The following is a 20,868-nucleotide window of genomic DNA, read 5'->3' as shown; positions in this document are numbered from 1 at the left end:
GATGATGAAGCTTAAATATGCGGTATTGGCATCAGCGCTGGCCTTGGCTGGCTGTGACAAACTTGGTCAGCAGGCAATGAATGCAATTCCTGACCCAAGCCCTTCGCAAGCTCAGGCCGCGCAAGCCGCCTATGATGATTTGCGTGAGCAGAATTTTGATCAGCTGATGCCGCGTTTAGAGCCGGAGCTGCAGGCGCGTTTTAATGGCAATGAAAAGCAGATGCATAAATTTGCGCGCGGTTTGCCGAAAGAAAATTATAAAACCAAAAAAATTGTCGCAAAAAATATGGTCAAATCAACCGGTCAGCCGAGCAAATATACCGTGACTTATGAATATGCCTATGAGAAAAATTTGGTGCAGTATGATGTCAGCTTTGACAAAGCTGGCGGCAGCGACAAGATTCGAGATTTAAGCGTTTCGGTTTTTGGCGAGAGTATTTAACTCATTCACGGCTGATTTCGGATGTATTGCCGCAGAGCTATCATTGCAAAAAAAAATCATTTCTGCGCAACGTACTGCTGTTTTTGCTGAGCAACGCATTTAAAAGATGCTCAGCATCACACGTCTTATAAAAAAAGAAAATTTAAAAAGACAGCGCTGCAAAATCATCTCTGCAAAAATGCATTGCAAGGCTTTTGTCCGCTATTTTTTTGCATGAAATTTTAGAATCTACAAAAGAAACTCTCTTTTAATTGTTTATATCTTATTGTTTAAATTATAAAAATAAAATAACGTCCTGAAACCATAGCTGCTGCATTGATCCCCAAAGAATGAATAAAAAGACACCTGAAATAGAGTGGAGAGCCTGCTTTTCAGCTGCAGCCAAATTGCATAACGGCAGGATTTTTTCTTAATTTTTGGGATTTAAAATGCCAAATCTTCCTCAGTAAAGCAGCATATAAAAAACCATATATTAACTTTAAGTTAATGAACTTGTTTTGAGGTTGATTGATCAAAATCTGAGAAAACGTTTTTATAGCTTCAGAGATCAATACAGCATCAGGATCAATCAGACATGGAAGGTTCAGTACAAAATAAGCCGCGGATGTGGAATACGCGCAGACATACCAAGCAGCAGAAAATCGATCTGGCTCGGCAATATACCGACGGAGCAGTTATTCCGACACAGGATATTATTAAAGTTCTGGAAACACTAATTACACCGGGCGACCGTGTGGTCTTGGAAGGCAATAATCAAAAGCAGGCAGATTTCCTGTCTCGCTCATTGGCGCAGGCCAATGCCGCAGTCTTACATGATCTGCATATGATTATGCCGAGTGTAGGCCGTCCTGAACATTTAGATCTATTTGAAAAAGGCATTGCGCGCAAACTGGATTTCTCTTTTGCAGGCACGCAAAGCCTGCGCATCAGTCAGTTGATTGAAGATGGCTTGCTGGAAATTGGCGCAATTCATACCTATATCGAACTCTATTCAAGACTGCTGGTCGATTTGATTCCGAACGTGGTGCTTTCGGCAGGCTTTATGGCTGACCGTCAAGGCAATATTTATACTGGGGCCAGCACCGAAGACTCTCCGGCGCTGATTGAACCTGCAGCATTCAGTGACGGCATTGTCATTGTTCAGGTGAATGAATTGGTGGATGACGTTCAGGATTTGCCGCGTGTGGATATTCCTGCTTCTTGGGTGGATTTTGTCGTGGTTGCGGACAAGCCGTTTTATATCGAACCGTTATTTACCCGTGACCCAAAACATATCAAGCCTGTGCATATTTTAATGGCGATGATGGCGATCCGCGGCATTTATGAAAAACACAATGTGCAGTCGCTGAATCATGGCATCGGCTTTAATACCGCTGCCATAGAATTGATTTTGCCAACCTATGGTGAATCGTTAGGGCTGAAAGGCAAGATTTGCCGGAATTGGACACTCAACCCGCATCCCACTTTAATTCCAGCAATCGAATCAGGTTGGGTCGAAAGTGTACATTGTTTTGGTACAGAACTAGGGATGGAAAAATATGTTGCGGCACGCCCAGACATCTTCTTTACTGGACAGGATGGCTCATTGCGTTCCAACCGTATGATGTGCCAGCTTGCAGGTCAATATGCGGTTGATCTGTTTATTGGCGCAACGTTGCAGGTAGATGGAAGTGGACATTCTTCGACGGTGACCAAAGGCCGTTTGGCAGGTTTTGGCGGTGCGCCGAATATGGGGCATGACCCGCGCGGCCGCCGTCATGCAACACCTGCCTGGCTGGATATGCGTCAGCCGAGTGACGGTGATACAAATACCTATTTAGAACGTGGCAAAAAGCTGGTTGTGCAAATGGTGGAGACTTTCCAGGAAGGTGGTAAGCCGACTTTTGTTGATACCTTGGATGCCGTGGATGTCGCTCAAAAAGCCGGTATGCCGCTTGCGCCAATTATGATCTATGGTGATGACGTGACCCATCTTTTGACAGAAGACGGCATTGCCTATCTGTATAAAGCGCGCAGCTTGCAAGAGCGTCAGGAGATGATTGCTGCAGTGGCTGGCGTTACAGAGATTGGATTAAGGCATGATCCTAAAATAACAGAACGCTTAAGACGCGAAGGTCTGGTGGTATTCCCAGAAGATTTAGGCATCCGCCGCACAGATGCAACACGTGAATTATTAGCTGCCAAAAATATTGCAGATCTAGTCACTTGGTCGGATGGTTTATATCAGCCGCCTGCAAAATTCAGGAGCTGGTAATGAATGCCTATGTTCAGCCTTACTTTTTGCAGCAATGCATTTGGCTGGCGGATGCAGCCGTCGAATCATTGATTGACGAAGTTCATTTAACCCCTAAGCCGGCTTTGGTAGATCAGCGCGGCAGTGGCGCGCATGATGATTTGAGCCTTGAACTCATGGTGCAGTCGGCGCACAGTCTGCGGCCGATGTTTATAGAAATGGCGCAGGCGGCATACCAGCAGCATGCTTGTCTGCAAACGCTGCGTGAAACTATTGGTGCTATTGGCCGGGCCGGTGAAGCAGCTATGCTTTCCACAACGCAAGGGGTGAATACGCACCGCGGTGCGATCTGGGCTTTGGGGCTGCTGGTTACTTCGACTGCTTTATCACTACGCAATCGAAATGTATGTACGGCTGAACAATTATGCCAGCAAGCAGGACAGCTGGCGCAGCTGGAAGATACTTATATATCGGCTCAGGCTTTAAGCCATGGACAGCAAGTCCAGAAAGCTTTAGGCGCCAAAGGGGCCAAGGTACAGGCGCAGGAAGGATTCCCTGCAATTATTCAGCAAGGATTACCTCAGCTTTATCACAGCCGTCAGCGTAATGGCAATAATGAAGAAGCTGCCCGAATCGATGCGTTGCTGGCCATGATGGCAGTGCTGGATGATACCTGTGTGCTTTACCGCGCAGGCCAAGCGGGTCTTTTACGCATGCAGCAGGGCGCCCGCCATGTGCTGAGCTGTGGCGGATATGCTGCAGCCGCTGGTCGCCGCGCCTTGAATATTTTAGAAGAGGATCTGATGCAGCTGAGAGCTTCGGCCGGCGGTGCGGCGGATTTGCTTGCAGCCACTTTATTTTTGGACCGAATAGAGCGGCATCATCATAAGGAAAAAATGTAATGGAAATACTTAATTTTGAATTTGCAGCTGGGCCAGCGCCTGCGCAGCGTGCGCTGGTCGGCTGTGTTGGCTCCGGTGATTTGGAAATTTTAATGGAACCCAAAGCAGAAGGCAGCTTGTCTATTGAAGTGACAACCTCTGTTGATGGCAGTGCTCAGCGTTGGAAAAATGTATTTGAACGCATGTTTGCAGGACAATTGCCGCCTGCAGTTCATATTGATATCCACGATTTTGGCGCTACGCCAGGTGTAGTGCGTTTGCGTTTAGAGCAGGCTTTTGAGGAGGTGGCTCATGGCTGATTTAGAGTTGTTACTGAACAAGCAGAGTTTTATCGAACTAGGTGCCCGTGAACGCATTAAAGCTGTTTTGGATCAAGGAACATTTAGAGAGCTGCTCGGCCCGTTTGAACGGATCATGTCGCCTTGGCTGAATAAGCAGAATATTGTTCCGCAGGCCGATGACGGTGTTGTCGTGGCTAAAGGGACTTTGCAAGAGCGCCCTGTAGTTGCCATTGCCATTGAAGGCGTGTTTCAAGGCGGAAGCCTTGGCGAAGTGGGCGGCGCAAAAATTGCCAGCGCGCTTGAACTGGCGGTTGAAGATAACCGCAATGGCATTCCCACAGCAGCAGTGCTTTTTTTAGAAACCGGCGGCGTGCGCTTGCAGGAAGCCAATCTTGGGCTGGCTGCTATTGCCGAAATTCAAGCCGCTATTGTTGAGCTGCGCCAATACCAGCCGGTGATTGGTGTAATCGCTGGAAGTGTCGGCTGTTTTGGCGGCATGTCCATTGCTGCTGCTTTATGCAGTTATTTAATCATGACGCAGGAAGGGCGGCTTGGCCTCAATGGCCCGCAAGTGATCGAGCAGGAAGCTGGAGCGCAAGAGTACGACTCTAAAGATCGGCCGTTTATTTGGAGCATTACAGGCGGCGAACAGCGCACAGTCAGCGGTTTGGCAGATGCCTTTGCAGACGATGACCGTGGGCAGGTTAAACAGCAGATTGCCGACTTTTTGGTGCAGGGAATCCCGCAATTGCACCGCAGTTTAAATTATGAATTTTATTTGCCGAAGCTGCTGCAGCTGGACACAGAACAGCAATCTGCACCGCAGGATGTGCTGCTGACATATCAAGGAGAGCAGGTATGAATATGGATGTTCAATTAAATAAGGCCTCCGTTCGCGGCAAGCAATGGTTCAGCGCTTTAACGCAAGGTTTTCAGCAGCAAGAATCCGCTGTGCAATCGGTTTTAATTGCAGATGGAGTGCTGAATCAGCAGCCTATTCGAGTCATTGCAGTTGTGCCGGATGCGCATAATCTCTTTCCTCGGGCGCGTTCGGGTGAAGTGGGACTGCTGGAAGGTTGGTCATTGGCAAAAGCAGTTGATGAGGCGATTCAAGCAGATCAAGACACAGCAGAAAAACGCATTATTCTGGCTATTGTGGATGTGCCGAGCCAAGCCTATGGCCGCCGTGAGGAGCTCTTTGGCATTCATCAAGCACTTGCTGGCGCGGTGGACAGCTATGCCCGCGCGCGTTTAGCGAAGCATCCTGTAATTAGCCTCTTGGTTGGAAAATCAATGTCGGGTGCATTCTTAGCGCATGGCTATCAGGCGAACCGTATTTTCGCATTGAATGACAGCGGAGTCATGGTGCATGCCATGGGGAAAGAATCCGCTGCGCGCGTTACGTTGCGTACCGTAGAGGAATTGGAACAGCTGGCATCCAGCATTCCACCAATGGCGTATGACATTCAAAGTTATTCCACGCTAGGATTGCTGACGGAATGCCTTGCCGTCGAAAACCCAGAGCAGCCGGAAACGGCTGACATAGAACGCATACAGCAAGTTATTGCTGCTGCGGCAGCGGATATCCGCCTGCAAAACTCTACAAGTTTAGAACAGCGCCTGCATGGTGAAAATAGGCAAATGTCTAAGCGGGTGCGTGAATTAATGCGTGAGCAGTGGTGATGGACATACAGCTGCAGCCGCATGATCTGCTGTGGGGCATGACCTTTGCTGATCTTCCGGATGACCGTCCGGACTGGGTGGATGGTGCTATCCAGCGGGGAGATCCAGTGGTTGTGCGCAGAGCCGCACCGACCAGCGGTAAGCTGCCTGTGGGCATTCGCGGCACGCAGCGCCATCAGCGCTATGCAGCGGAAATAGCAGTCCATCGGATCAAGCACTTTGTAAAACCCGAACAGCTGCGCCATGTCAATTTGGAAAAATTTCCACATTTGGCTGAACCGGTGCAAAAACTGCAGGCGTGCATGCAGGCCTTCTCATGGGACTGGGGCTATACAGGCAGTATGGGATTTGAGCTGGCGACGGGGCATTCCACGGTGACAGCGCAAAGTGATATTGATGTACTGATCCGTGTTCCTCACTATTTGAGCAAAAGTGAAGCGCAGTGTTTATGGCGCATGCTGGAGCAAACGCAGCTGCCATTGGATGTACAGCTGCAGACGCCTTTCGGCGGCACAGCTTTGAAAGAATGGGTCCGCAGTACCGGTAAAGTTTTGCTGAAATGTAATGACGGTGCGGTGTTAACTGATAATCCTTGGCAGCTATAGGGCATAGGCATGAGTACGATTTGGGTTTTTCCGGGACAGGGTGCGCAAAAAGTGAATATGCTGCACGATTTGCCTCAGACTGAGACAGTCCACGCATATATTGCGCGCGCATCTGAGGCACTGCAGCAGGATGTGCTGCTGCTGGATCAGGCCGGCTCACTCAAATCGACGTATGCGGTTCAGCTATGCCTGTATATTGCCGGTACAGTCAGCGCGGCATTGTTAGTAGAACAGCAGATGAAACCAGATTATGTTGCTGGGCTATCGATAGGTGCATGGGCGGCAGCCGCAGCGGCAGAGGTCTTGAGCTTTGAAGATGGCATCCGATTGGTTGCGCGCAGGGCTTCACTCATGCAGCAGGCTTATCCGCATGGCTATGGCATGACTGCGCTGATTGGCGCAGACCAGACATCCGCCAGTGCATGGGTTGCAGAAGTATATGCGCAAACTGCAGATGTATATGTCGCCAATATCAACGCGGCGAATCAGATTGTGATTGCAGGATCAGATGCCGCCATGGAACAGGTGGCAAGAATAGCGAAGCAAAATGGCGCCGTGGCTAAGCGGCTGAATGTCAGTGTGCCGTCCCATTGTGAATTGCTGCTGCCGCAAGCTTATGCATTGGAGCAGGAAGTTCAAAAAATTGATACGCAGCCGCCTCGAATCCGTTATTTAAGCGGTACGACAGCCCGGCTGTTAACGAAACAGGATCAGATTATGGATGATCTGACCTTCAACATGAGCAGGATGATTGACTGGGAAAGCACAGTGCAATCAGCGTGGGAAAGAGGAGTTCGTCTACAGATTGAAGCATGGCCAGGCAATATTCTGACTGGATTGGCAAAAAAAATATTTACCGAAGGAACTGTGATGTCTTTTCAGGGAACACGTTTAGACACATTGATATTTGAAATGCACAAGGAAAAAGATCGCAGTATTTAAGCGCTGTCGATCAGGCAACTGAACTGAAAGTTCAAGGGAATAAAGGAACGGATTATGATTATTTATGGAACAGCGATTCTGGCAATTTGCCACTTGCTTGGCGATTATTTAGGAAATTTGCTGGGTTCGCTCTTAGGCGTGCAGGCGAATGTTGGTGGCGTTGCCATCTCGATGATTCTGCTCATTTTAACCAAGGAAATCTTGGCGAAGAAAGGCCATTTGCCTCAGATTACGCAGTTTGGCGTGCTGTATTGGTCGGGTATGTATATTCCTATTGTTGTCGCTATGTCGGCTGGACAAAATGTGGTTGCCGCAATGTCAGGCGGAGTTTTGGGCGCTGTGGTTTCAATTGCATCATTAATTGGCACAGTTTTAGTGATCCGCTATTTAAACCGCATGAGCGGCGATTATGACACTTATGAATGGGCTGCTGAGCTGCGGGAAGAAACAGCTTAAATTCAGGCAACAGTAAATTTACATAAAAGGAATTATGCAATGGATGCGATTATCTCTGTATTGACGAAAAATGCGCTTGTGACAGCTTTAGCTGTAACAGGGATCATGATGTTTGTTTCACATTTGCTCTCAAAATACCTCACACGAGGCAAACTGCAAAGCTCAGCAATTGCGATTACGATGGGGCTGGTGCTGGCTTATTTTGCTGGGCTGTATACCCAAGGTACAAAAGGGGTATCTGATATCGCTATTTTTTCCGGTTTTGCCCTGCTTGGCGGCGCAATGATTCGGGATTTGGCGATTGCCTCCACAGCGTTTGAAGTGGATGTCAAAGAAGTTAAAAAAGCAGGGAAAATTGGCGTAATCGCGCTGGTGCTGGGTTGTGTTGTGCCATTTGCTATCGGAGCAGGCTTTGCCTGGCTTATGGGCTATAAGGATCCTGTCTCTATGACCACGATTGGTGCGGGTGCAATGACTTATATTGTAGGGCCAGTTACAGGTTCAGCTATTGGCGCAAGCTCTGAAGTGATTGCATTATCAATTGCTATCGGTCTGATTAAAGCTGTATTTTTCATGGTCGGCACGCCATTGTTCGCTAAATTTATGTACTTGAAAAGCCCGCGCTCGGCCATGGTTTTTGGCGGTCTGGCTGGAACAACCAGCGGCACGGCAGCTGGACTGGCAGGCACAGATGTTCGTTTGGTTCCATATGGCGCACTGGTCGCAACGTTTTATACGGGTTTAGGATGCCTGCTGGGCCCTTCGTTATTTTTCTTAACAATCAATGCATTTTTCGGTTAAGGCAAAACGCATTGAATCCTTAGGCAGTTGATTGCGTGGACAATGAATTGCCTATGTCCTCATTTTAGCTTTGCTGAACATTCGGCATTCTGCAATCAATGCCAAGAGATTGGGATCGGGTTCTTTGCTTTTGAGGAAGACCAGCCCAATTTCCTGCTTAATTTTATAAGGGGATTGCAGCGGTATCAGTTTCACTGAACTTTCATAAATGGTCGAAATACGCCCAGGTAAAAGTGCTAAGCCCACGCCTGAGCTGACCATGCTGATGAGGGTGAAAATATCGCTGACTTCCAAAAACACTTTAGGGTCAATGCCGGCTTTTTCAAAAATAATGTCACTGTCGCTGCGGGTGGCAAAGCCTTTGGCCAAAGTTAAAAAAGTTTCATTTTTGAATTGGCTTAAATCAATTTCTGCAAGCTGCGCATAGCTTGAATCTTTATTGACCGCTAAAAAAATCTCATCTTTAAACATTGGCAGCTGTTCAAAGCCCTGAAAACCAGTAGTTTCATTCAGTGCAACAATAATGGCATCCAACTCAGTGGCTTTAAGTTTTTGAACTAAGTCTGCATTAGAGTTGAGCAAGAGCTGAATATCCAGCTCTCCGCGCCGCAGCTTGAGTCCGCTGATGACACTGGGCAGGGTATTGACGGTCAGTGAATATAAGGAGCCTAAATTAAGTACTTTGGAGGCAAAGCCTGCGGCTTCACGGGTTTTATTGACCGTTATGACAATATCCTGCACAATTTTTTTGGCATGCTCCTCTAAAACATAGGCGCTTTTTAAAGGGATTAAATTTCTACCTTCATTTTTAAACAAGGGGCAGCCCATGGCGCTTTCCAGCGAATGCAACGCCTTATGCACACTGACATTGCTTAACTCCATTTCCGCGGCCGTTTTTGATAAATTGCCGCAGCGCATGAATGCTAAAAAAACTTGGATTTTTTTTAAGGTTAATTCATCATCAATTTTCATCTTATCAATCCAAAATTCTTTTAGGTGTATTTTGACGCAGTGCCAGTTTGTTTGAATCAGGCGGTGAAGCGGTATCTGACGTTGAGCCAGATTAAAATATAATGCCGTATTCAGCAGAATGCTCAATAGCTAAAAAGGCTAATGCGCATTTGTCTTTATGCATCTAAGAATTGAAAACGTATTTTCAGGTGCTATCCAGCGCACGATAAAACGGGCGATAAGCCGTCTTTTTATGGGATGCCGATTTAAAAACTGAGCGTTACTTTAAAAACTCAGCTTAACAGCATGATGCTTAAATAATGTGCTCTGCATTCAAAATAAAAAGGACGCCGGAGCGTCCTCTTTATGCCAATAACGGCTGTTTTATCTATTACAGCGTATTGTTCAATTGAGCGTTATAGTTCTTTTGTTTTTCATAATCGAACTGGCCTTCCCACTTGCTGATCACCAGCACGGCCAAAGCATTGCCGATGACATTCAGCACTGTTCGCGCCATATCTAAAATACGGTCAATACCGGCAATAAATGCCAGGCCTTCCAGCGGAATGCCGACACTGCCCAGTGTCGCTAACAGTACAACGAAAGACACACCCGGAACACCGGCAATCCCTTTCGATGTGATCATCAAGGTCAGCACCAGGATCACCTGCTGGCTAATGCTTAAATCAATGCCGTAGAGCTGCGCGATAAAGATCGCGGCAATGCTTTGATAGAGCGTAGAACCATCCAGATTGAATGAATAGCCGATTGGAATCACGAAGCTGGTAATCGGCTTTGGCGCACCGTAAGCTTCCATTTTTTCCATAATACGTGGCAATACCGTTTCTGAACTGGCGGTTGAATAGGACAGGATCAATTCATCTTTTAACATTTTAATGATTGTCCAGATGCTGAAACCGCAAATTTTGGCCACAAAACCTAGAACAACGAAGATGAAGAAGAAAATCGCACCATAGACCACCAGCGCCAGTTTAACCAAAGGCAGCAATGAGCTGAAACCGAAGCTGGCTACAGTCGCTGCGATTAAGCCGAATACGCCGAATGGCGCAAACATCATGATCATGTGAGTGACTTTGAACATGGTCTCAGAAACAGCATGCAGCACATTAAGCAGCGGCAGTTTGGTTTCTGGCGCTAAAGAGCCTAGGCCAATACCGAACAGCACCGAGAAGAAAATAATCGGTAGCATTTGACCGCTGGTGAGGGCTGCAAAGAAGTTCGGCGGAATCAGCGATAGAATTGTTTGCACAAGGCCATGCGAATGTTCACTGACTTCATGGGTGGTTTCCTGATATTTGGAAATATCCACTTGCGTCAATGTAGACATGTCAATGCCAGCGCCAGGCTGGAATACATTGGCTGCAACTAAACCGACAATAATCGCGACGGTGGTAATGACTTCAAAATACAGAATGGTTTTGAAACCGAGTTTACCGACATTGGAACCATGGCTTGCATTGGCAATACCGAGAATCAGCATTGACACCACAAGCGGAATCACAATCATTTTAATGAGGTTAATAAAAATTGAGCCCAGCGGGGTCAATAAATTATTTACTAAGGCATCACGGTATTCAGGAGAATAGTGGAGAAAAGAGCCTAAAAGTATACCTAAAATGAGTGCAATTACGATTTGCCATGCGAGGCTCATCTTAATTTTTTTCATACTCAGCTCTGAAAAAACTAAATTAGGGACAAAAAAGATCTGCACGAGCTTTCATGCCGCATCCAAACAAGGAAGCAGCAGGAGAACAGTATTGGAGGCAGAATCGGTTAAGTCTATTTTGAAGATATTGTGAAAAATGAGCCAATTGTTTTTAGGAATACACGGCTGATTGGTGAATATTTTTTCAGTTTTATTTAATAATTCGATTCTTTGTATAAAATTAATTTATAAAATAGATAAAAATTATTAATAATTGACTAACCTTGTTTGAGTTGTGAGCAGCTTGCCGCTTTAATCCGCAGGGCGCCTCAATCGAAAGAAAGCCCAAATGAGGCATACGGAGCCGAAAATGCTCAAGTAAATCAGTTTCGGAATAACAATATCAGTCGGCACACCCATTTGATTCAGCTGAATAAACATTTGAATACCCTGAGTCGACGGCAGAAAATTTCCAAACAGCTGCAGCCAAAGCGGCATCGCGGCATGCGGCCATGCCGTGCCCGAGAGTAAAAACAGCGGAATCGAGGTAAAGACAATGACGTGGCCAGCGCGTTCCGGCATATCTAAAAATGAAGCCAGCAGCATGGCAAGGCCAATGATGCAGCCAATAAAAATCGGTACAGCCAGCAGCATGCCGGTAAAATTTCCACCGCGCGGATAATCATACAGCCAATAGGTAAAGCCGAATAAATAGAAACAGCCGAGGCAGCCGATGGTCATCATGGCGGCAAAGATGGCCCAAAATTCTGCAGTGCTGGGCGTCCAGCGCCGCTGTTCACGGTAGCCGGCCAGCAGCATGCATAAGCCCAGAACAATGGTCTGATGAATGATCAGCGGCGCCACAGCCGGGAAGATATAGCTGCCGTAGCCCGACAGTGTATTGAAGAGCGGGATTTGGTGAATGGAGAGCGCGGGAGAAAAATGCGAGACATTGCCGAATTTTTCAGCCTGTTCCGCCAGTGCATGCTCAATGGATGTGGCCAGTCCCAATCCAACCTGCTTGGTCTTCAAAAAGTTGGCTGCACTGAGATATAAGCCGACACCGCCGACTTCACCGCGGCGGATGCTGTTGGATAAATTGCTGGGCAGCAGCAGAATGCCATCCGCCTGCTGGCGTTGGACCATGCTTTGCGCTTCGGCAAAATTTCCAGTGACGGCTTTAATCTCAACATTGGGGCTTTTCGACACTTCTCCAATAATGGCGGACGTGGCGGCGCTTTGCTCTTCATCCACAATGATAATCGGCAAGGCCTGCGCCTGCTGCGCTTGATAGGCTGTCGGGTAAAAAAAACTGTACATGAATACCGATAAAATCAGCGTGGTCAAAATCGAAGAATTGGCCGCAATATTTTTAAAGGTCTGCAGGTAATGCACGAAGAATGCTTTCAAGGCTGCATCTCCTTGAAATATTTTTTCAAAAAGAAGTAGGCCAAAGCGAAATACAGCACAGCATAAATCAGCAGAATCAAAAAGGGCTGCAGGGAAGATGACAGTGGACTGCCAATCACCCATTGCTCTGTCTGCAGTTTGGCATAAGGCGTATACGGAATAATATGCGCCCAGAATTTGGTAAACATCGGCGCATTATTTAAGGGCAGGGTCACGCCGGCAAAACTTAAGGATGAACCGCCATACACCGCAATCACGCCGAAAGTTTTCGATAAGTTTCGGGTCGCCAGCACAATGGCGCTGCTGATAAAGGCATATGCGCCGTAAAATAAAACCTGCGCCGCCAAAATCAGCCAAAGATGGCCTGCCACAAACCAGCCGCGGATGCCAATCAGCCAAATCATCCAAAGCCAGGTCCACAGTGTAAAGATTAGAATGTAGATCAGGTTTTTACTCATCAGCGCGCTGAAGAGGCTTTGACCGTGCAGCCATTGCGCTGCCGTTTGGAATTTAAGTTCCTGTCCGACCGAAAAAGCCACGCAGCAGCACAGCAGCAAATGCAGAATCGCAGGAATCATATAGGGTTCTAAATAGAACTCATAATTCAGCCCTGGATTGTACAGCGGTGAAATTTTCACATTGGGTGTCGGCGCATCCAAGGAGGGGATTTTATTTTCCAGATAATCCTGCCCCATGAACTCAGCCGCAGCCTGCAGCGTGCCCAGCAGCATGGCGGATGAAATGGTATTGCCGACGCTGAAATAGCTTTGGTTGAATGCAATGCTGATTTCTGCATCTTTGGCTTGCACCATGCGCTGTTCAGCGCCCGCAGGAATATGCACATAGCCCCAAATTTTGTTTTGATTCAGCTGGCGTTCAACTTCGCTCTGGCTTTCACTGATGAGCGCAATGTTCAGCGCGCTGTTTAAATTTAAATGATGCTCAATATTGCTGCTGAGCTGGCTATGGTCTTGGTCAATAATGGCGATCGGCAAGTGCTCTGCTTTGCCCGCGGCAAACATGCTGCAGAACAGCACAATAATAAAGGCCGGCGCCAGCGTGACGAGGCACAAATCCCATTTGTGCCGCAACAGATAGTGCAGTTCACGCAGCATGCCGGAAAGCATTTTTATTTGGCCTCTTTGGCTTTAAACAGCACGCTCATGCCTGCTTTTAAATCCGGTATGGCCTGCGCAGGGGCTAAATGCACTTTAAAGCTGCGGATATCGTAGCCGCTGGTTTGCCGTGTGGTTTTGATGGTGGCGAAATCCCCCTCAGCATCAATCTGCTTAATGTTGAATTCAGCCGTTTGATCCAGCGCAGGAATATAGCCGCTCATGCTTTTGGCTTTATAGACTGACTGATATTGGTCTTCACGCACATTCAGGCTGATCCAAAGATCATCACTTTGAATAATGCTGACCACGGGCACACCCATGGCGACAAGTTCAGACGGCTTGCCATAGGTTTTGGAGACGGTTCCGCTGATTGGCGAAACAAGTTTGGTTTCCGCTTCCAGCGCATTGGCTTCGGCTACGGCGGCTTTGGCAATATCCACCTGCGCATCCGCCGAAGATTTCTGCTCTGGCGTGCTGCCGCGTTTAGCGCGGGCATATTGCTGGTAGGAGGCCTCGGTCATTTCTGCAGCGGATACAGCGGCAGCATGCATTTCATCACGGCGCTGGCGCGAAATGACGCCTTCTTTAAACAGATTGGCGCCGCGCTGATACGTGGTTTGCGCTAAGTTCTGCTGCGCTTTCAGGCTTTGCCAATTGGCAAACAAGGTGGCGATGTTTTCTTCCTGCGAACCGCGGTCTGCAGTGGACTGCAGCGCCAACGCTGATTGCAGGGTGGCTAAAGCCTGCTGCTTTTTGGCATCCACTTCTGGGCTGAACAGGCGCACCAATTCTTGGCCTTTCGTGACTTTTTGCCCATCATGCACATATATTTCTTCAATGCGGCTCGGCACTTTGGTTGAAACGTGAATGGTCTCAGCTTCTACACGGCCTTGCAGTTCAACCTCTTTAGGCTGATAGCTTTTCCATAGGCCAAAGGCGATCAGGCCCAAGAGCAGAATCAGGACAATTAATCCAGCAATTTTCACTGCTGCCGATTTTTGAGTTTTTTGCGGTGCAGCATCAGGTTCAGCCGCATTTTGTTGGGATGCGGCATGTTCAGCCGGGCCGATATCAGCAGCTTCTTTTGGGTTTTCCGATTCAGATGAGTTTTGGTTTTGATTCATATTTTTCCCCAGCTGAATTAACGAATGTAGCGCGTATTGGGCTGATTGAGATAGGTTTGAAACTGTTCAATTGAACCGTGGCTTTGCAGCAGCGTTGCCAAGGACATGACATATTTAAACGCATTCAGCGCGGTTTCTGTTTTTAAGCCGCTGAGGGCGTTTTGCGCATCAATGACTTGCGTTGCTGTGCCCATATCTTCTTTAAACGACAGTTCCTGAATGCGCAGATTTTCCTGAGCAGCCTTTAAATTTTGCTGCAGCAGCTGGTCACTTTGCTGCGCTGCGGTGGCTTCGCTGTAGGAGCTATAAATCACGTTTTCAATTTCTTGTTTGGTGCGTTCTGTCATCAGCTCAGACGCATAGCGCTGTAAATCGGCAGCCTGCACATTTTTATTTTTATCAATGCCAGAAAACAAGTTATAGCGGGCAGCGACGCCGACAATCCAGTTCTGCTTATCGTCCAAGCTGTATTCACCAAAGGCAAAGACGCTGGGTTTTTTGGCGGCATTTTGCGCTTTGACATTGGCTTTGGCCAGCTGCGTGTCCATCTGCATTTTTTGTATCAGCGCGGAATGTTCTGGAAAGCTTTTCAGCAGCTGGTTTAAGGCCAGATTTTGCGTCGAATTGACAAACAGCGGTGTGCTTAAATCGGTTATTTGACTGCTTTGCAGCAGGTTGTTGAGCTGAAATAAACTGGCTTGATAGCTGGCATTGGCATTTTGCTGGCTGCGCTCGGCATTGTTGCGCGCCACTTCAAACTGCATGCGCTGGCCTTTGCTGATAAAGCCTTGCTGCTCCAGTTTCAGCGCATTGCGGTAATGCTTTTGCATGGATTCTAAATTAAAGGCGCTGCTGGCCAAGAGCTGCTTTTGCAGCTGCGCATTAAAATAGGCCTGAATCATTTCATAGCGCTGCAGATCCTGCTGCTGCTTGGTGTTCAGCTGGCTGCGCTGCGCTTTGATATTGGCGGCTTCTTTGGCGCTGGAGGTCAGTCCGCCGGTGTACAAGGGCATCATCACCGAAACCGTCGGGCGGATGACCTGATCATCCAAAACCACCTGAGATTCGTCTGGAATCAGGCCGACCCCATTATGAATGGTTTGGTTGAGTCCATCTCTCAGCGGATCGGCCAGACCGCCGATATTCGGGTTGGCATTTTGCCATTCATCAATTTTGTTGTTGACGCCGTCACTCAGCGACTGCTCTAAATTATTTTTGACCGCGCCTAAGGGAATATCCAATTCATTGTGAAAAGCATAGGCGCGGACATTTAAATCGACACGCGGCAAGCCCAGGCCTTTTACTGCTTCCGCTTCGAGCTGAGACGCCTGCTGCAGCGCTTGATTGGCTTTAGTGGTGTAGGAATCCTGCAGCACGCTTTGTTCCGCTTGCTGAAAACTGATGCTTTGCGCGTGGCAGGCCGCACTCAGCAGCAGGGGAGTGAACAGCATCGACACAGCAAGCCTTGCGCCAAAGCGAGGGATCTTGGCCTTTTTATTGATTTTGCTTTTAGGTTCAGATCGAGGTAAATCTGAGGAGCGCTGTAACATCGAATCAATTCTCCGTATCGTCGAGCCCAGTATAAAGCAATGATTCAGCATTATGTTTTTTATACAGCTGTTCATTTTTTTGATCTTGCCGCTATGCTGTGAAAAATCAAATTTATCGGCTATATTGAATATAAATCACTTTCATGTTTAATAAATATAAAATGGATTTACAAGCCAAAACATCAAATAATTTTGCAGATGCGTCCTGTCCAAATGACGCGAGCCTGAATCAAGCGATGGCGCTGTTTTATCAAAAAATGGCTTTGGCCCGATTGTCGGCGACCGTAAGCCTTTAACTGTGGGCGTTTATACGGGCTGTTTGATTGTGCCTATGCCGAATATCGGCGTTCGCCATAAGTATCTGAAATATCATGATCTGCATCATATTTTGACGGGCTATACCGTTGGCCGTATTGGGGAAGGTGAGGTCAGTGCATGGGAATTGGGCACAGGCTCGATGTTCCGCCATCCTATTTTAGGCGTGATGAACCTGATTGCCTTGTCTACGGGGTTCTTTTTAAAGCCAAAACGCATGCTGCAAGCCTACCGCCGCGGTTTAATCAGCGCCAATACTTATGATCTGAGCACCCGCCAGTGGATTGATACACATGGAGACAGTCCGCTGTCCGAGCTGAAGCAGTTGAAATTGGAAAGCAAAGCGGAAATATTCCTGCCTGGGCTGCGCTGGATTGAATTTGCGGCATACTTGAGCGCCGCGATGCTGATTCACGCCATTGTGGTCATTCCTGCCTTAATCTTCAGAATCGTCAGTTATTTATTGGCTGGTGAGCCTTTTATCGAAATTATCAAACCTGTTAAAAGATCAGATCTTTATTGAAGTTTTGACTTTAAATGTCCGGCAGCATTGAAATATTTTCAGGATAAATTACTGCAAGCACGCGCTATCTGTGGTTAAATGCCATCATTTTATTGTGTTTCACTCTGAAAGGAAAAATCATGCGCGCGTACAACTTCTGTGCTGGCCCTGCTGCATTACCTACTGCCGTTTTAGAAAAGGCCCAAGCTGAAATGCTGGATTGGCATGGCAAAGGTCTTTCCATTATGGAAATGAGCCACCGCAGCAAAGATTATGTTGCAGTTGCAGAAAAAGCTGAGGCGGATTTACGCAAACTCATGAATATTCCTGAGAATTATAAAGTGCTGTTCCTGCAAGGCGGCGCATCTTTGCAATTCTCTGCAATTCCATTGAACCTGCTGGGTAAAAACAGCAAAGCGGATTATATCCATACAGGCATCTGGTCTGAAAAAGCGACCAAAGAAGCGCAGCGCTATGGCGACATTAATGTCATCGAAGCGGGCACGACTGTAGACGGCAAATTGGCGATCGCGGATCAAAGCGCTTGGAACTTGTCTGATGATGCGGCTTATGTGCATTATGCCGACAACGAAACTATTGGCGGCATCCAGTTTGCCAATATTCCAGTGACTGACAAGCCGTTGGTTGCTGACTTCTCTTCAAGCATTTTATCTGCGCCTTTAGACGTGTCTAAATTCGGTTTGATTTATGCAGGTGCGCAAAAGAATATTGGTCCTGCCGGCCTGACTTTAGTGATTGTCCGTGAAGATTTGCTGGATCAAGCGAAACCGGAAATTCCAAGCATTTTGAAATACTCTGCGCAGGCCAAAAATGATTCAATGGTGAACACACCGTCGACTTATGCATGGTACTTGTCTGGCCTGGTATTTGAATGGCTGCTGGAACAAGGCGGTGTAGACGCCATTTATAAAGCCAACTTGGCAAAAGCTGAGCTGCTTTACGGCTATATCGATTCAAGCGATTTTTATGCCAACCCAATTGCCAAAGAAAACCGTTCAATCATGAACGTGCCGTTTACTTTGGCGAATCCTGAGCTGGAAAAACAGTTCCTGAAAGAAGCGGAAGAGAATCACTTGCTGAACCTTGCGGGCCACCGTTCAGTGGGCGGCATGCGTGCAAGCATTTACAACGCCGTACCATTAGAAGGTGTTCAAGCTTTGGTTAAATTTATGGATGACTTTGCAAAACGCAATGCATAAATCCTGAAGCTGAAAAAGCCCATCAGATGATGGGCTTTTTTGCATTCAGCTGAATTAAAGTATAAAAGCGTGGAGTAAATATGCGCAGATTGTCATGCCTAAAACAAAAAATAGGCAGGCCATAGGCTCGACTTGATATCGAGAAATCAGGCGGTGTCTAGCTTGCGGTATGTTTTCTTCTTGCACGATTTTCATAGATATTTATTTTCCGATCTATTTATCGTTAAATCCTATATTTTCAATTTGCATTTTTACCATAAAAAATTGATTAAATAAAGTACTATCCGCATTAAAATTACCGAACTGCTGCATTTATTTTAAAAGATCCACACATTGATTAAAAAAACTCACATTTTCAATTGATTAAAACATAAAGATCCAGCTTAAAATCTGCCAAGGTGATATTAATTATGCACTGCAGGAGATTAATTTCTGAATTTAAAAATGTGGATAAGTAAGTTTTTTTTTGAATTTAAAATACTCAAAATGATTATAAATTGTGGATAAAAATTGCGCTTATTTTAAGCTTGGCGCTAAAGTGCCTGATTGCAGAGGGCATAAAAAAATGACCTAAGCCTGATGTGAACAGATTTAGATCATTTTTTGAATTCAAATCAAGCGGATTTTGAGTAAATATTCGCCTGAATCCAGATGTTGCCGCGGATGAATTGGCCAATCGCGAAATCTTTGTACGCCGCGTCTTTGGTTGCAATCCGGATCAGCACTGCCGGCTGATCTTCTTCATGAATTAAAGTGACGTCATACAGCGTATAGTCTTGCCCCATAAACTGCATGGCAGATTTGCCGACCACATTGCCTTGGAACCAGGCTTCATCTTCCTGCCCCATATTTTCGCCATACAGATAAGCGACCATTTTGGAGAAATCGACAGTGACCGGCGCTTTATCATCTTCGCATTGCGGCTGCCAAGCTTTAATCTGCTCATGCAAGTCGGCTGGGGCAACGCCGTTATTGGCCGCCAAAATATCATTCAGCGCGCGGTGATGCTTAATCGAAGCCGGATCATCCACCACCAGATGTTCATGCTCTGCAACGGCTTCCAGTTCATAAGCCCAGCCATTCAGCTGCACTAAATAGTTTTGGCCTTTTTCATACTGATCGTGATTGACGCTGTACAGATTGTCAAAAGCATATACCGAAGTATTGTCGCCTAAATTCAGGCACAGCACAGCTTGAATATTGGATTTGCAGGTAATAATGCGGTCAATGCTGGCCTTGAATTTATATGGGCTGTCAAAGCATGGGAATGCCGTTTTTACCGCTTTGGGCTTGTTATTTTCAACTTCAATGACTTGCGCCAGCTGTACAGGCGCTTTGCTTGGGCCTTGAATCAGCCATGTGCCGGCATCCATATCGCATTCAGCGGCGCACAGCCCCATCGGCATCACCGGTGCATCCAGCGCTTGACCTAACCACTGCGGAACGTCCGTGCCGGGCTGCGCTGTCAATAAAGTCCAGTGCTCAATATGGCTGCCGAAATTCTGATCTTCAATGGTGATAGTGTCTGGTCTGTTCTGATTCTTCATATGCACGCACGAATGATGTTAAGTTGTATTTATCTATTAAATCGAGGGTTATTTTCAATTTTCAAGTCTTGAGCACTAAATATTCCATATTCAACACTTCTTTTCAGTCTAGACCATGTAAAAACTACAGAAAAGAAATGAACGTTCATGCTGTTGTTGGGCGCAATCAATCCGTACTTGAGCAACAAATTGAAGATGGGTTTTTTTATATTTAAGTTTAAAAAATAAATAAATTACTTCTCGTATCACATATATTATTTTAATTTTAGAAAAAAACATCCAATTAATACGTATTAAGGCATATGCATGAATCCATATCTTGATTTAGGGGCAGGTTTCCCCGCGGGAACATTAGTACATACGGATAAAGGTTTGGTTCCTATTCAAAATATCAAAGTTGGAGATATGGTTTTATCTCGTCCTGAATGGGGTGGAAAAGATGCACTGACAGACTATAAACGTGTGATGAGAGCATTTCTTGTAGGAGAAGATTTAATAAATAGGTTACTTTATGTCGATCATGATGTGGAATACAGTGATAGTGAAAGACTTAAAGTGAAGGCATTATTTGGTTCTGAAAAACATCCCATATGGGTGGAAAATCAGAAAGAATGGATTCCAGTGTACAAAATTGACGACTATGAAAGTATTCTTTCATCTTTCGATTCAAAGAAAGATTATTCAGTCGTATCTGTTTATCCAGTTCTTAGTGTGGATAAAAACTTAATTCAATCTAATAAAAATGCATTATTGGATTTAAGTAAAGTGGGGTTCTGCTCTCGGAATGAAATGTGGCCAGATTCAGATATGGTAATTGTAGATTCGTCTACAGGTATGAAAGTGTGTAGCAATGATATTGATCTTATATATGATGCCAGACATGATTATGATTCATTATTAATAGAGGATACTGAGTATCTATGGAAATTTCTAGGGACGGCTACAACACTAAGTACGCAATTTTTTAGCTTAGAGGTTGAAAAATATCATACTTAACCCGAATCCTGCTTAAGCCAATGATTCCATAATTTGAATTGTTGGTTTATTTTGATGATTAAGTTGATATGCACATAACGATGCGTAAATCCCACTCAGAAATCCATGAATACTACGAGCTTTA

The 20,868-nt window shown here is 46.3% G+C and carries 20 protein-coding genes and 1 pseudogene; 13 read left to right on the top strand and 8 right to left on the bottom strand.

The genetic code is table 11. The annotated features are described in order from the left end of the window. Positions 1 to 4 precede the first annotated feature (4 nt). The 10 genes from ACE3T3_RS14590 to madM all read left to right on the top strand — a co-directional run bounded on the left by ACE3T3_RS14590 (position 5) and on the right by madM (position 8,345). Positions 5 to 442, top strand: a complete 438-nt coding sequence (locus tag ACE3T3_RS14590; RefSeq protein WP_374668198.1) for a DUF3887 domain-containing protein — start codon at positions 5 to 7, stop codon at positions 440 to 442. A gap of 574 nt (positions 443 to 1,016) precedes the next feature. After that, a complete protein-coding gene (mdcA, locus tag ACE3T3_RS14585; protein ID WP_374668182.1) occupies positions 1,017 to 2,696 on the top strand; it encodes a malonate decarboxylase subunit alpha in 1,680 nt (559 codons plus the stop codon). Further along, positions 2,696 to 3,577 (top strand): triphosphoribosyl-dephospho-CoA synthase, encoded by an 882-nt coding sequence (locus ACE3T3_RS14580; RefSeq protein WP_374668180.1) that lies wholly within the window; start codon positions 2,696 to 2,698, stop codon positions 3,575 to 3,577. The genes mdcA and ACE3T3_RS14580 overlap by 1 nt, the downstream gene beginning before the upstream one ends. Beyond that, positions 3,577 to 3,876 carry a malonate decarboxylase subunit delta gene (locus tag ACE3T3_RS14575; RefSeq protein ID WP_374668178.1) on the top strand — a complete coding sequence of 100 codons (300 nt, stop codon included), beginning with the start codon at positions 3,577 to 3,579 and terminating at the stop codon, positions 3,874 to 3,876. Before ACE3T3_RS14580 ends, ACE3T3_RS14575 begins: the two co-directional genes overlap by 1 nt. Then, positions 3,869 to 4,720: a biotin-independent malonate decarboxylase subunit beta gene (locus tag ACE3T3_RS14570; RefSeq protein WP_374668176.1), complete on the top strand. Its 852-nt coding sequence runs from the start codon at positions 3,869 to 3,871 to the stop codon at positions 4,718 to 4,720. Before ACE3T3_RS14575 ends, ACE3T3_RS14570 begins: the two co-directional genes overlap by 8 nt. Further along, a complete protein-coding gene (gene mdcE / locus ACE3T3_RS14565) occupies positions 4,717 to 5,541 on the top strand; it encodes a biotin-independent malonate decarboxylase subunit gamma (RefSeq protein ID WP_374668174.1) in 825 nt (274 codons plus the stop codon). Before ACE3T3_RS14570 ends, mdcE begins: the two co-directional genes overlap by 4 nt. Further along, on the top strand, positions 5,541 to 6,146 hold the full coding sequence (locus ACE3T3_RS14560; RefSeq protein WP_374668172.1) for a malonate decarboxylase holo-ACP synthase: 606 nt from the start codon (positions 5,541 to 5,543) through the stop codon (positions 6,144 to 6,146). The genes mdcE and ACE3T3_RS14560 overlap by 1 nt, the downstream gene beginning before the upstream one ends. A gap of 9 nt (positions 6,147 to 6,155) precedes the next feature. Then, positions 6,156 to 7,088: a malonate decarboxylase subunit epsilon gene (gene mdcH, locus ACE3T3_RS14555; RefSeq protein ID WP_374668170.1), complete on the top strand. Its 933-nt coding sequence runs from the start codon at positions 6,156 to 6,158 to the stop codon at positions 7,086 to 7,088. A 54-nt stretch (positions 7,089 to 7,142) separates the two neighbouring features. Beyond that, entirely contained in the window at positions 7,143 to 7,544 is a 402-nt protein-coding gene (madL, locus tag ACE3T3_RS14550) for a malonate transporter subunit MadL (RefSeq protein WP_374668168.1), read from the top strand. Between the two features lie 39 nt (positions 7,545 to 7,583). Beyond that, positions 7,584 to 8,345: a malonate transporter subunit MadM gene (gene madM / locus ACE3T3_RS14545; protein ID WP_374668166.1), complete on the top strand. Its 762-nt coding sequence runs from the start codon at positions 7,584 to 7,586 to the stop codon at positions 8,343 to 8,345. 51 nt (positions 8,346 to 8,396) lie between these two features. Here the strand turns inward: madM and ACE3T3_RS14540 are convergent, their stop codons facing one another. The 6 genes from ACE3T3_RS14540 to ACE3T3_RS14515 form a co-directional block, all read right to left on the bottom strand. Then, the gene (locus ACE3T3_RS14540) at positions 8,397 to 9,317 is read right to left on the bottom strand and encodes a LysR family transcriptional regulator (RefSeq protein ID WP_374668164.1); all 921 of its coding nucleotides are present in this window, start codon (positions 9,315 to 9,317) and stop codon (positions 8,397 to 8,399) included. A 370-nt stretch (positions 9,318 to 9,687) separates the two neighbouring features. Then, on the bottom strand, positions 9,688 to 10,983 hold the full coding sequence (gene gltP / locus ACE3T3_RS14535; protein ID WP_374668162.1) for a glutamate/aspartate:proton symporter GltP: 1,296 nt from the start codon (positions 10,981 to 10,983) through the stop codon (positions 9,688 to 9,690). Between the two features lie 291 nt (positions 10,984 to 11,274). After that, positions 11,275 to 12,372, bottom strand: a complete 1,098-nt coding sequence (locus tag ACE3T3_RS14530) for an ABC transporter permease (RefSeq protein ID WP_374668160.1) — start codon at positions 12,370 to 12,372, stop codon at positions 11,275 to 11,277. After that, complete coding sequence (locus ACE3T3_RS14525; protein WP_374668158.1) at positions 12,369 to 13,499, bottom strand: ABC transporter permease; 1,131 nt, start codon at positions 13,497 to 13,499, stop codon at positions 12,369 to 12,371. The genes ACE3T3_RS14530 and ACE3T3_RS14525 overlap by 4 nt, the downstream gene beginning before the upstream one ends. 2 nt (positions 13,500 to 13,501) lie before the next feature. Further along, positions 13,502 to 14,614 carry an HlyD family secretion protein gene (locus ACE3T3_RS14520; protein ID WP_374668157.1) on the bottom strand — a complete coding sequence of 371 codons (1,113 nt, stop codon included), beginning with the start codon at positions 14,612 to 14,614 and terminating at the stop codon, positions 13,502 to 13,504. 17 nt (positions 14,615 to 14,631) lie between these two features. Beyond that, positions 14,632 to 16,065: a TolC family protein gene (locus tag ACE3T3_RS14515; protein ID WP_374668196.1), complete on the bottom strand. Its 1,434-nt coding sequence runs from the start codon at positions 16,063 to 16,065 to the stop codon at positions 14,632 to 14,634. 397 nt (positions 16,066 to 16,462) lie between these two features. Between ACE3T3_RS14515 and ACE3T3_RS14510 the strand changes: the two genes are divergently transcribed. Beyond that, positions 16,463 to 17,002 (top strand): hypothetical protein, encoded by a 540-nt coding sequence (locus ACE3T3_RS14510; RefSeq protein ID WP_374668155.1) that lies wholly within the window; start codon positions 16,463 to 16,465, stop codon positions 17,000 to 17,002. Positions 17,003 to 17,121: 119 nt separating this feature from the next. Then, positions 17,122 to 18,201 (top strand): 3-phosphoserine/phosphohydroxythreonine transaminase, encoded by a 1,080-nt coding sequence (gene serC / locus ACE3T3_RS14505; protein ID WP_374668153.1) that lies wholly within the window; start codon positions 17,122 to 17,124, stop codon positions 18,199 to 18,201. Between the two features lie 614 nt (positions 18,202 to 18,815). Here the strand turns inward: serC and ACE3T3_RS14500 are convergent. Then, positions 18,816 to 19,748, bottom strand: a complete 933-nt coding sequence (locus ACE3T3_RS14500) for a hypothetical protein (protein ID WP_374668151.1) — start codon at positions 19,746 to 19,748, stop codon at positions 18,816 to 18,818. 306 nt (positions 19,749 to 20,054) lie between these two features. Here ACE3T3_RS14500 and ACE3T3_RS14495 point away from each other — a divergent pair, with 306 nt between their 5' ends. Next, complete coding sequence (locus ACE3T3_RS14495; RefSeq protein ID WP_374668149.1) at positions 20,055 to 20,744, top strand: hypothetical protein; 690 nt, start codon at positions 20,055 to 20,057, stop codon at positions 20,742 to 20,744. Positions 20,745 to 20,756: 12 nt separating this feature from the next. Here ACE3T3_RS14495 and ACE3T3_RS14490 read toward each other — a convergent pair. Then, positions 20,757 to 20,868 (bottom strand): annotated as a pseudogene (locus tag ACE3T3_RS14490) (IS982 family transposase); the annotation flags it as partial.

This window comes from Acinetobacter sp., assembly GCF_041919735.1.
Lineage (GTDB): Bacteria > Pseudomonadota > Gammaproteobacteria > Pseudomonadales > Moraxellaceae > Acinetobacter.
The sequence above is the reverse complement of the archived record's forward strand: the minus strand, read 5'-3'. Positions and strand labels throughout refer to the sequence as shown.

Excerpts from the sequence above, each read along its gene's own strand:
- ACE3T3_RS14590 (WP_374668198.1), top strand. The coding sequence starts at position 5 with ATGAAGCTTAAATATGCGGTATTGGCATCAGCGCTGGCCTTGGCTGGC.
- mdcA (WP_374668182.1), top strand. The coding sequence starts at position 1,017 with ATGGAAGGTTCAGTACAAAATAAGCCGCGGATGTGGAATACGCGCAGA.
- ACE3T3_RS14580 (WP_374668180.1), top strand. The coding sequence starts at position 2,696 with ATGAATGCCTATGTTCAGCCTTACTTTTTGCAGCAATGCATTTGGCTG.
- ACE3T3_RS14575 (WP_374668178.1), top strand. The coding sequence starts at position 3,577 with ATGGAAATACTTAATTTTGAATTTGCAGCTGGGCCAGCGCCTGCGCAG.
- ACE3T3_RS14570 (WP_374668176.1), top strand. The coding sequence starts at position 3,869 with ATGGCTGATTTAGAGTTGTTACTGAACAAGCAGAGTTTTATCGAACTA.
- mdcE (WP_374668174.1), top strand. The coding sequence starts at position 4,717 with ATGAATATGGATGTTCAATTAAATAAGGCCTCCGTTCGCGGCAAGCAA.
- ACE3T3_RS14560 (WP_374668172.1), top strand. The coding sequence starts at position 5,541 with ATGGACATACAGCTGCAGCCGCATGATCTGCTGTGGGGCATGACCTTT.
- mdcH (WP_374668170.1), top strand. The coding sequence starts at position 6,156 with ATGAGTACGATTTGGGTTTTTCCGGGACAGGGTGCGCAAAAAGTGAAT.
- madL (WP_374668168.1), top strand. The coding sequence starts at position 7,143 with ATGATTATTTATGGAACAGCGATTCTGGCAATTTGCCACTTGCTTGGC.
- madM (WP_374668166.1), top strand. The coding sequence starts at position 7,584 with ATGGATGCGATTATCTCTGTATTGACGAAAAATGCGCTTGTGACAGCT.
- ACE3T3_RS14540 (WP_374668164.1), bottom strand. The coding sequence starts at position 9,317 with ATGAAAATTGATGATGAATTAACCTTAAAAAAAATCCAAGTTTTTTTA.
- gltP (WP_374668162.1), bottom strand. The coding sequence starts at position 10,983 with ATGAAAAAAATTAAGATGAGCCTCGCATGGCAAATCGTAATTGCACTC.
- ACE3T3_RS14525 (WP_374668158.1), bottom strand. The coding sequence starts at position 13,499 with ATGCTTTCCGGCATGCTGCGTGAACTGCACTATCTGTTGCGGCACAAA.
- ACE3T3_RS14520 (WP_374668157.1), bottom strand. The coding sequence starts at position 14,614 with ATGAATCAAAACCAAAACTCATCTGAATCGGAAAACCCAAAAGAAGCT.
- ACE3T3_RS14515 (WP_374668196.1), bottom strand. The coding sequence starts at position 16,065 with ATGCTGTTCACTCCCCTGCTGCTGAGTGCGGCCTGCCACGCGCAAAGC.
- serC (WP_374668153.1), top strand. The coding sequence starts at position 17,122 with ATGCGCGCGTACAACTTCTGTGCTGGCCCTGCTGCATTACCTACTGCC.
- ACE3T3_RS14500 (WP_374668151.1), bottom strand. The coding sequence starts at position 19,748 with ATGAAGAATCAGAACAGACCAGACACTATCACCATTGAAGATCAGAAT.
- ACE3T3_RS14495 (WP_374668149.1), top strand. The coding sequence starts at position 20,055 with ATGAATCCATATCTTGATTTAGGGGCAGGTTTCCCCGCGGGAACATTA.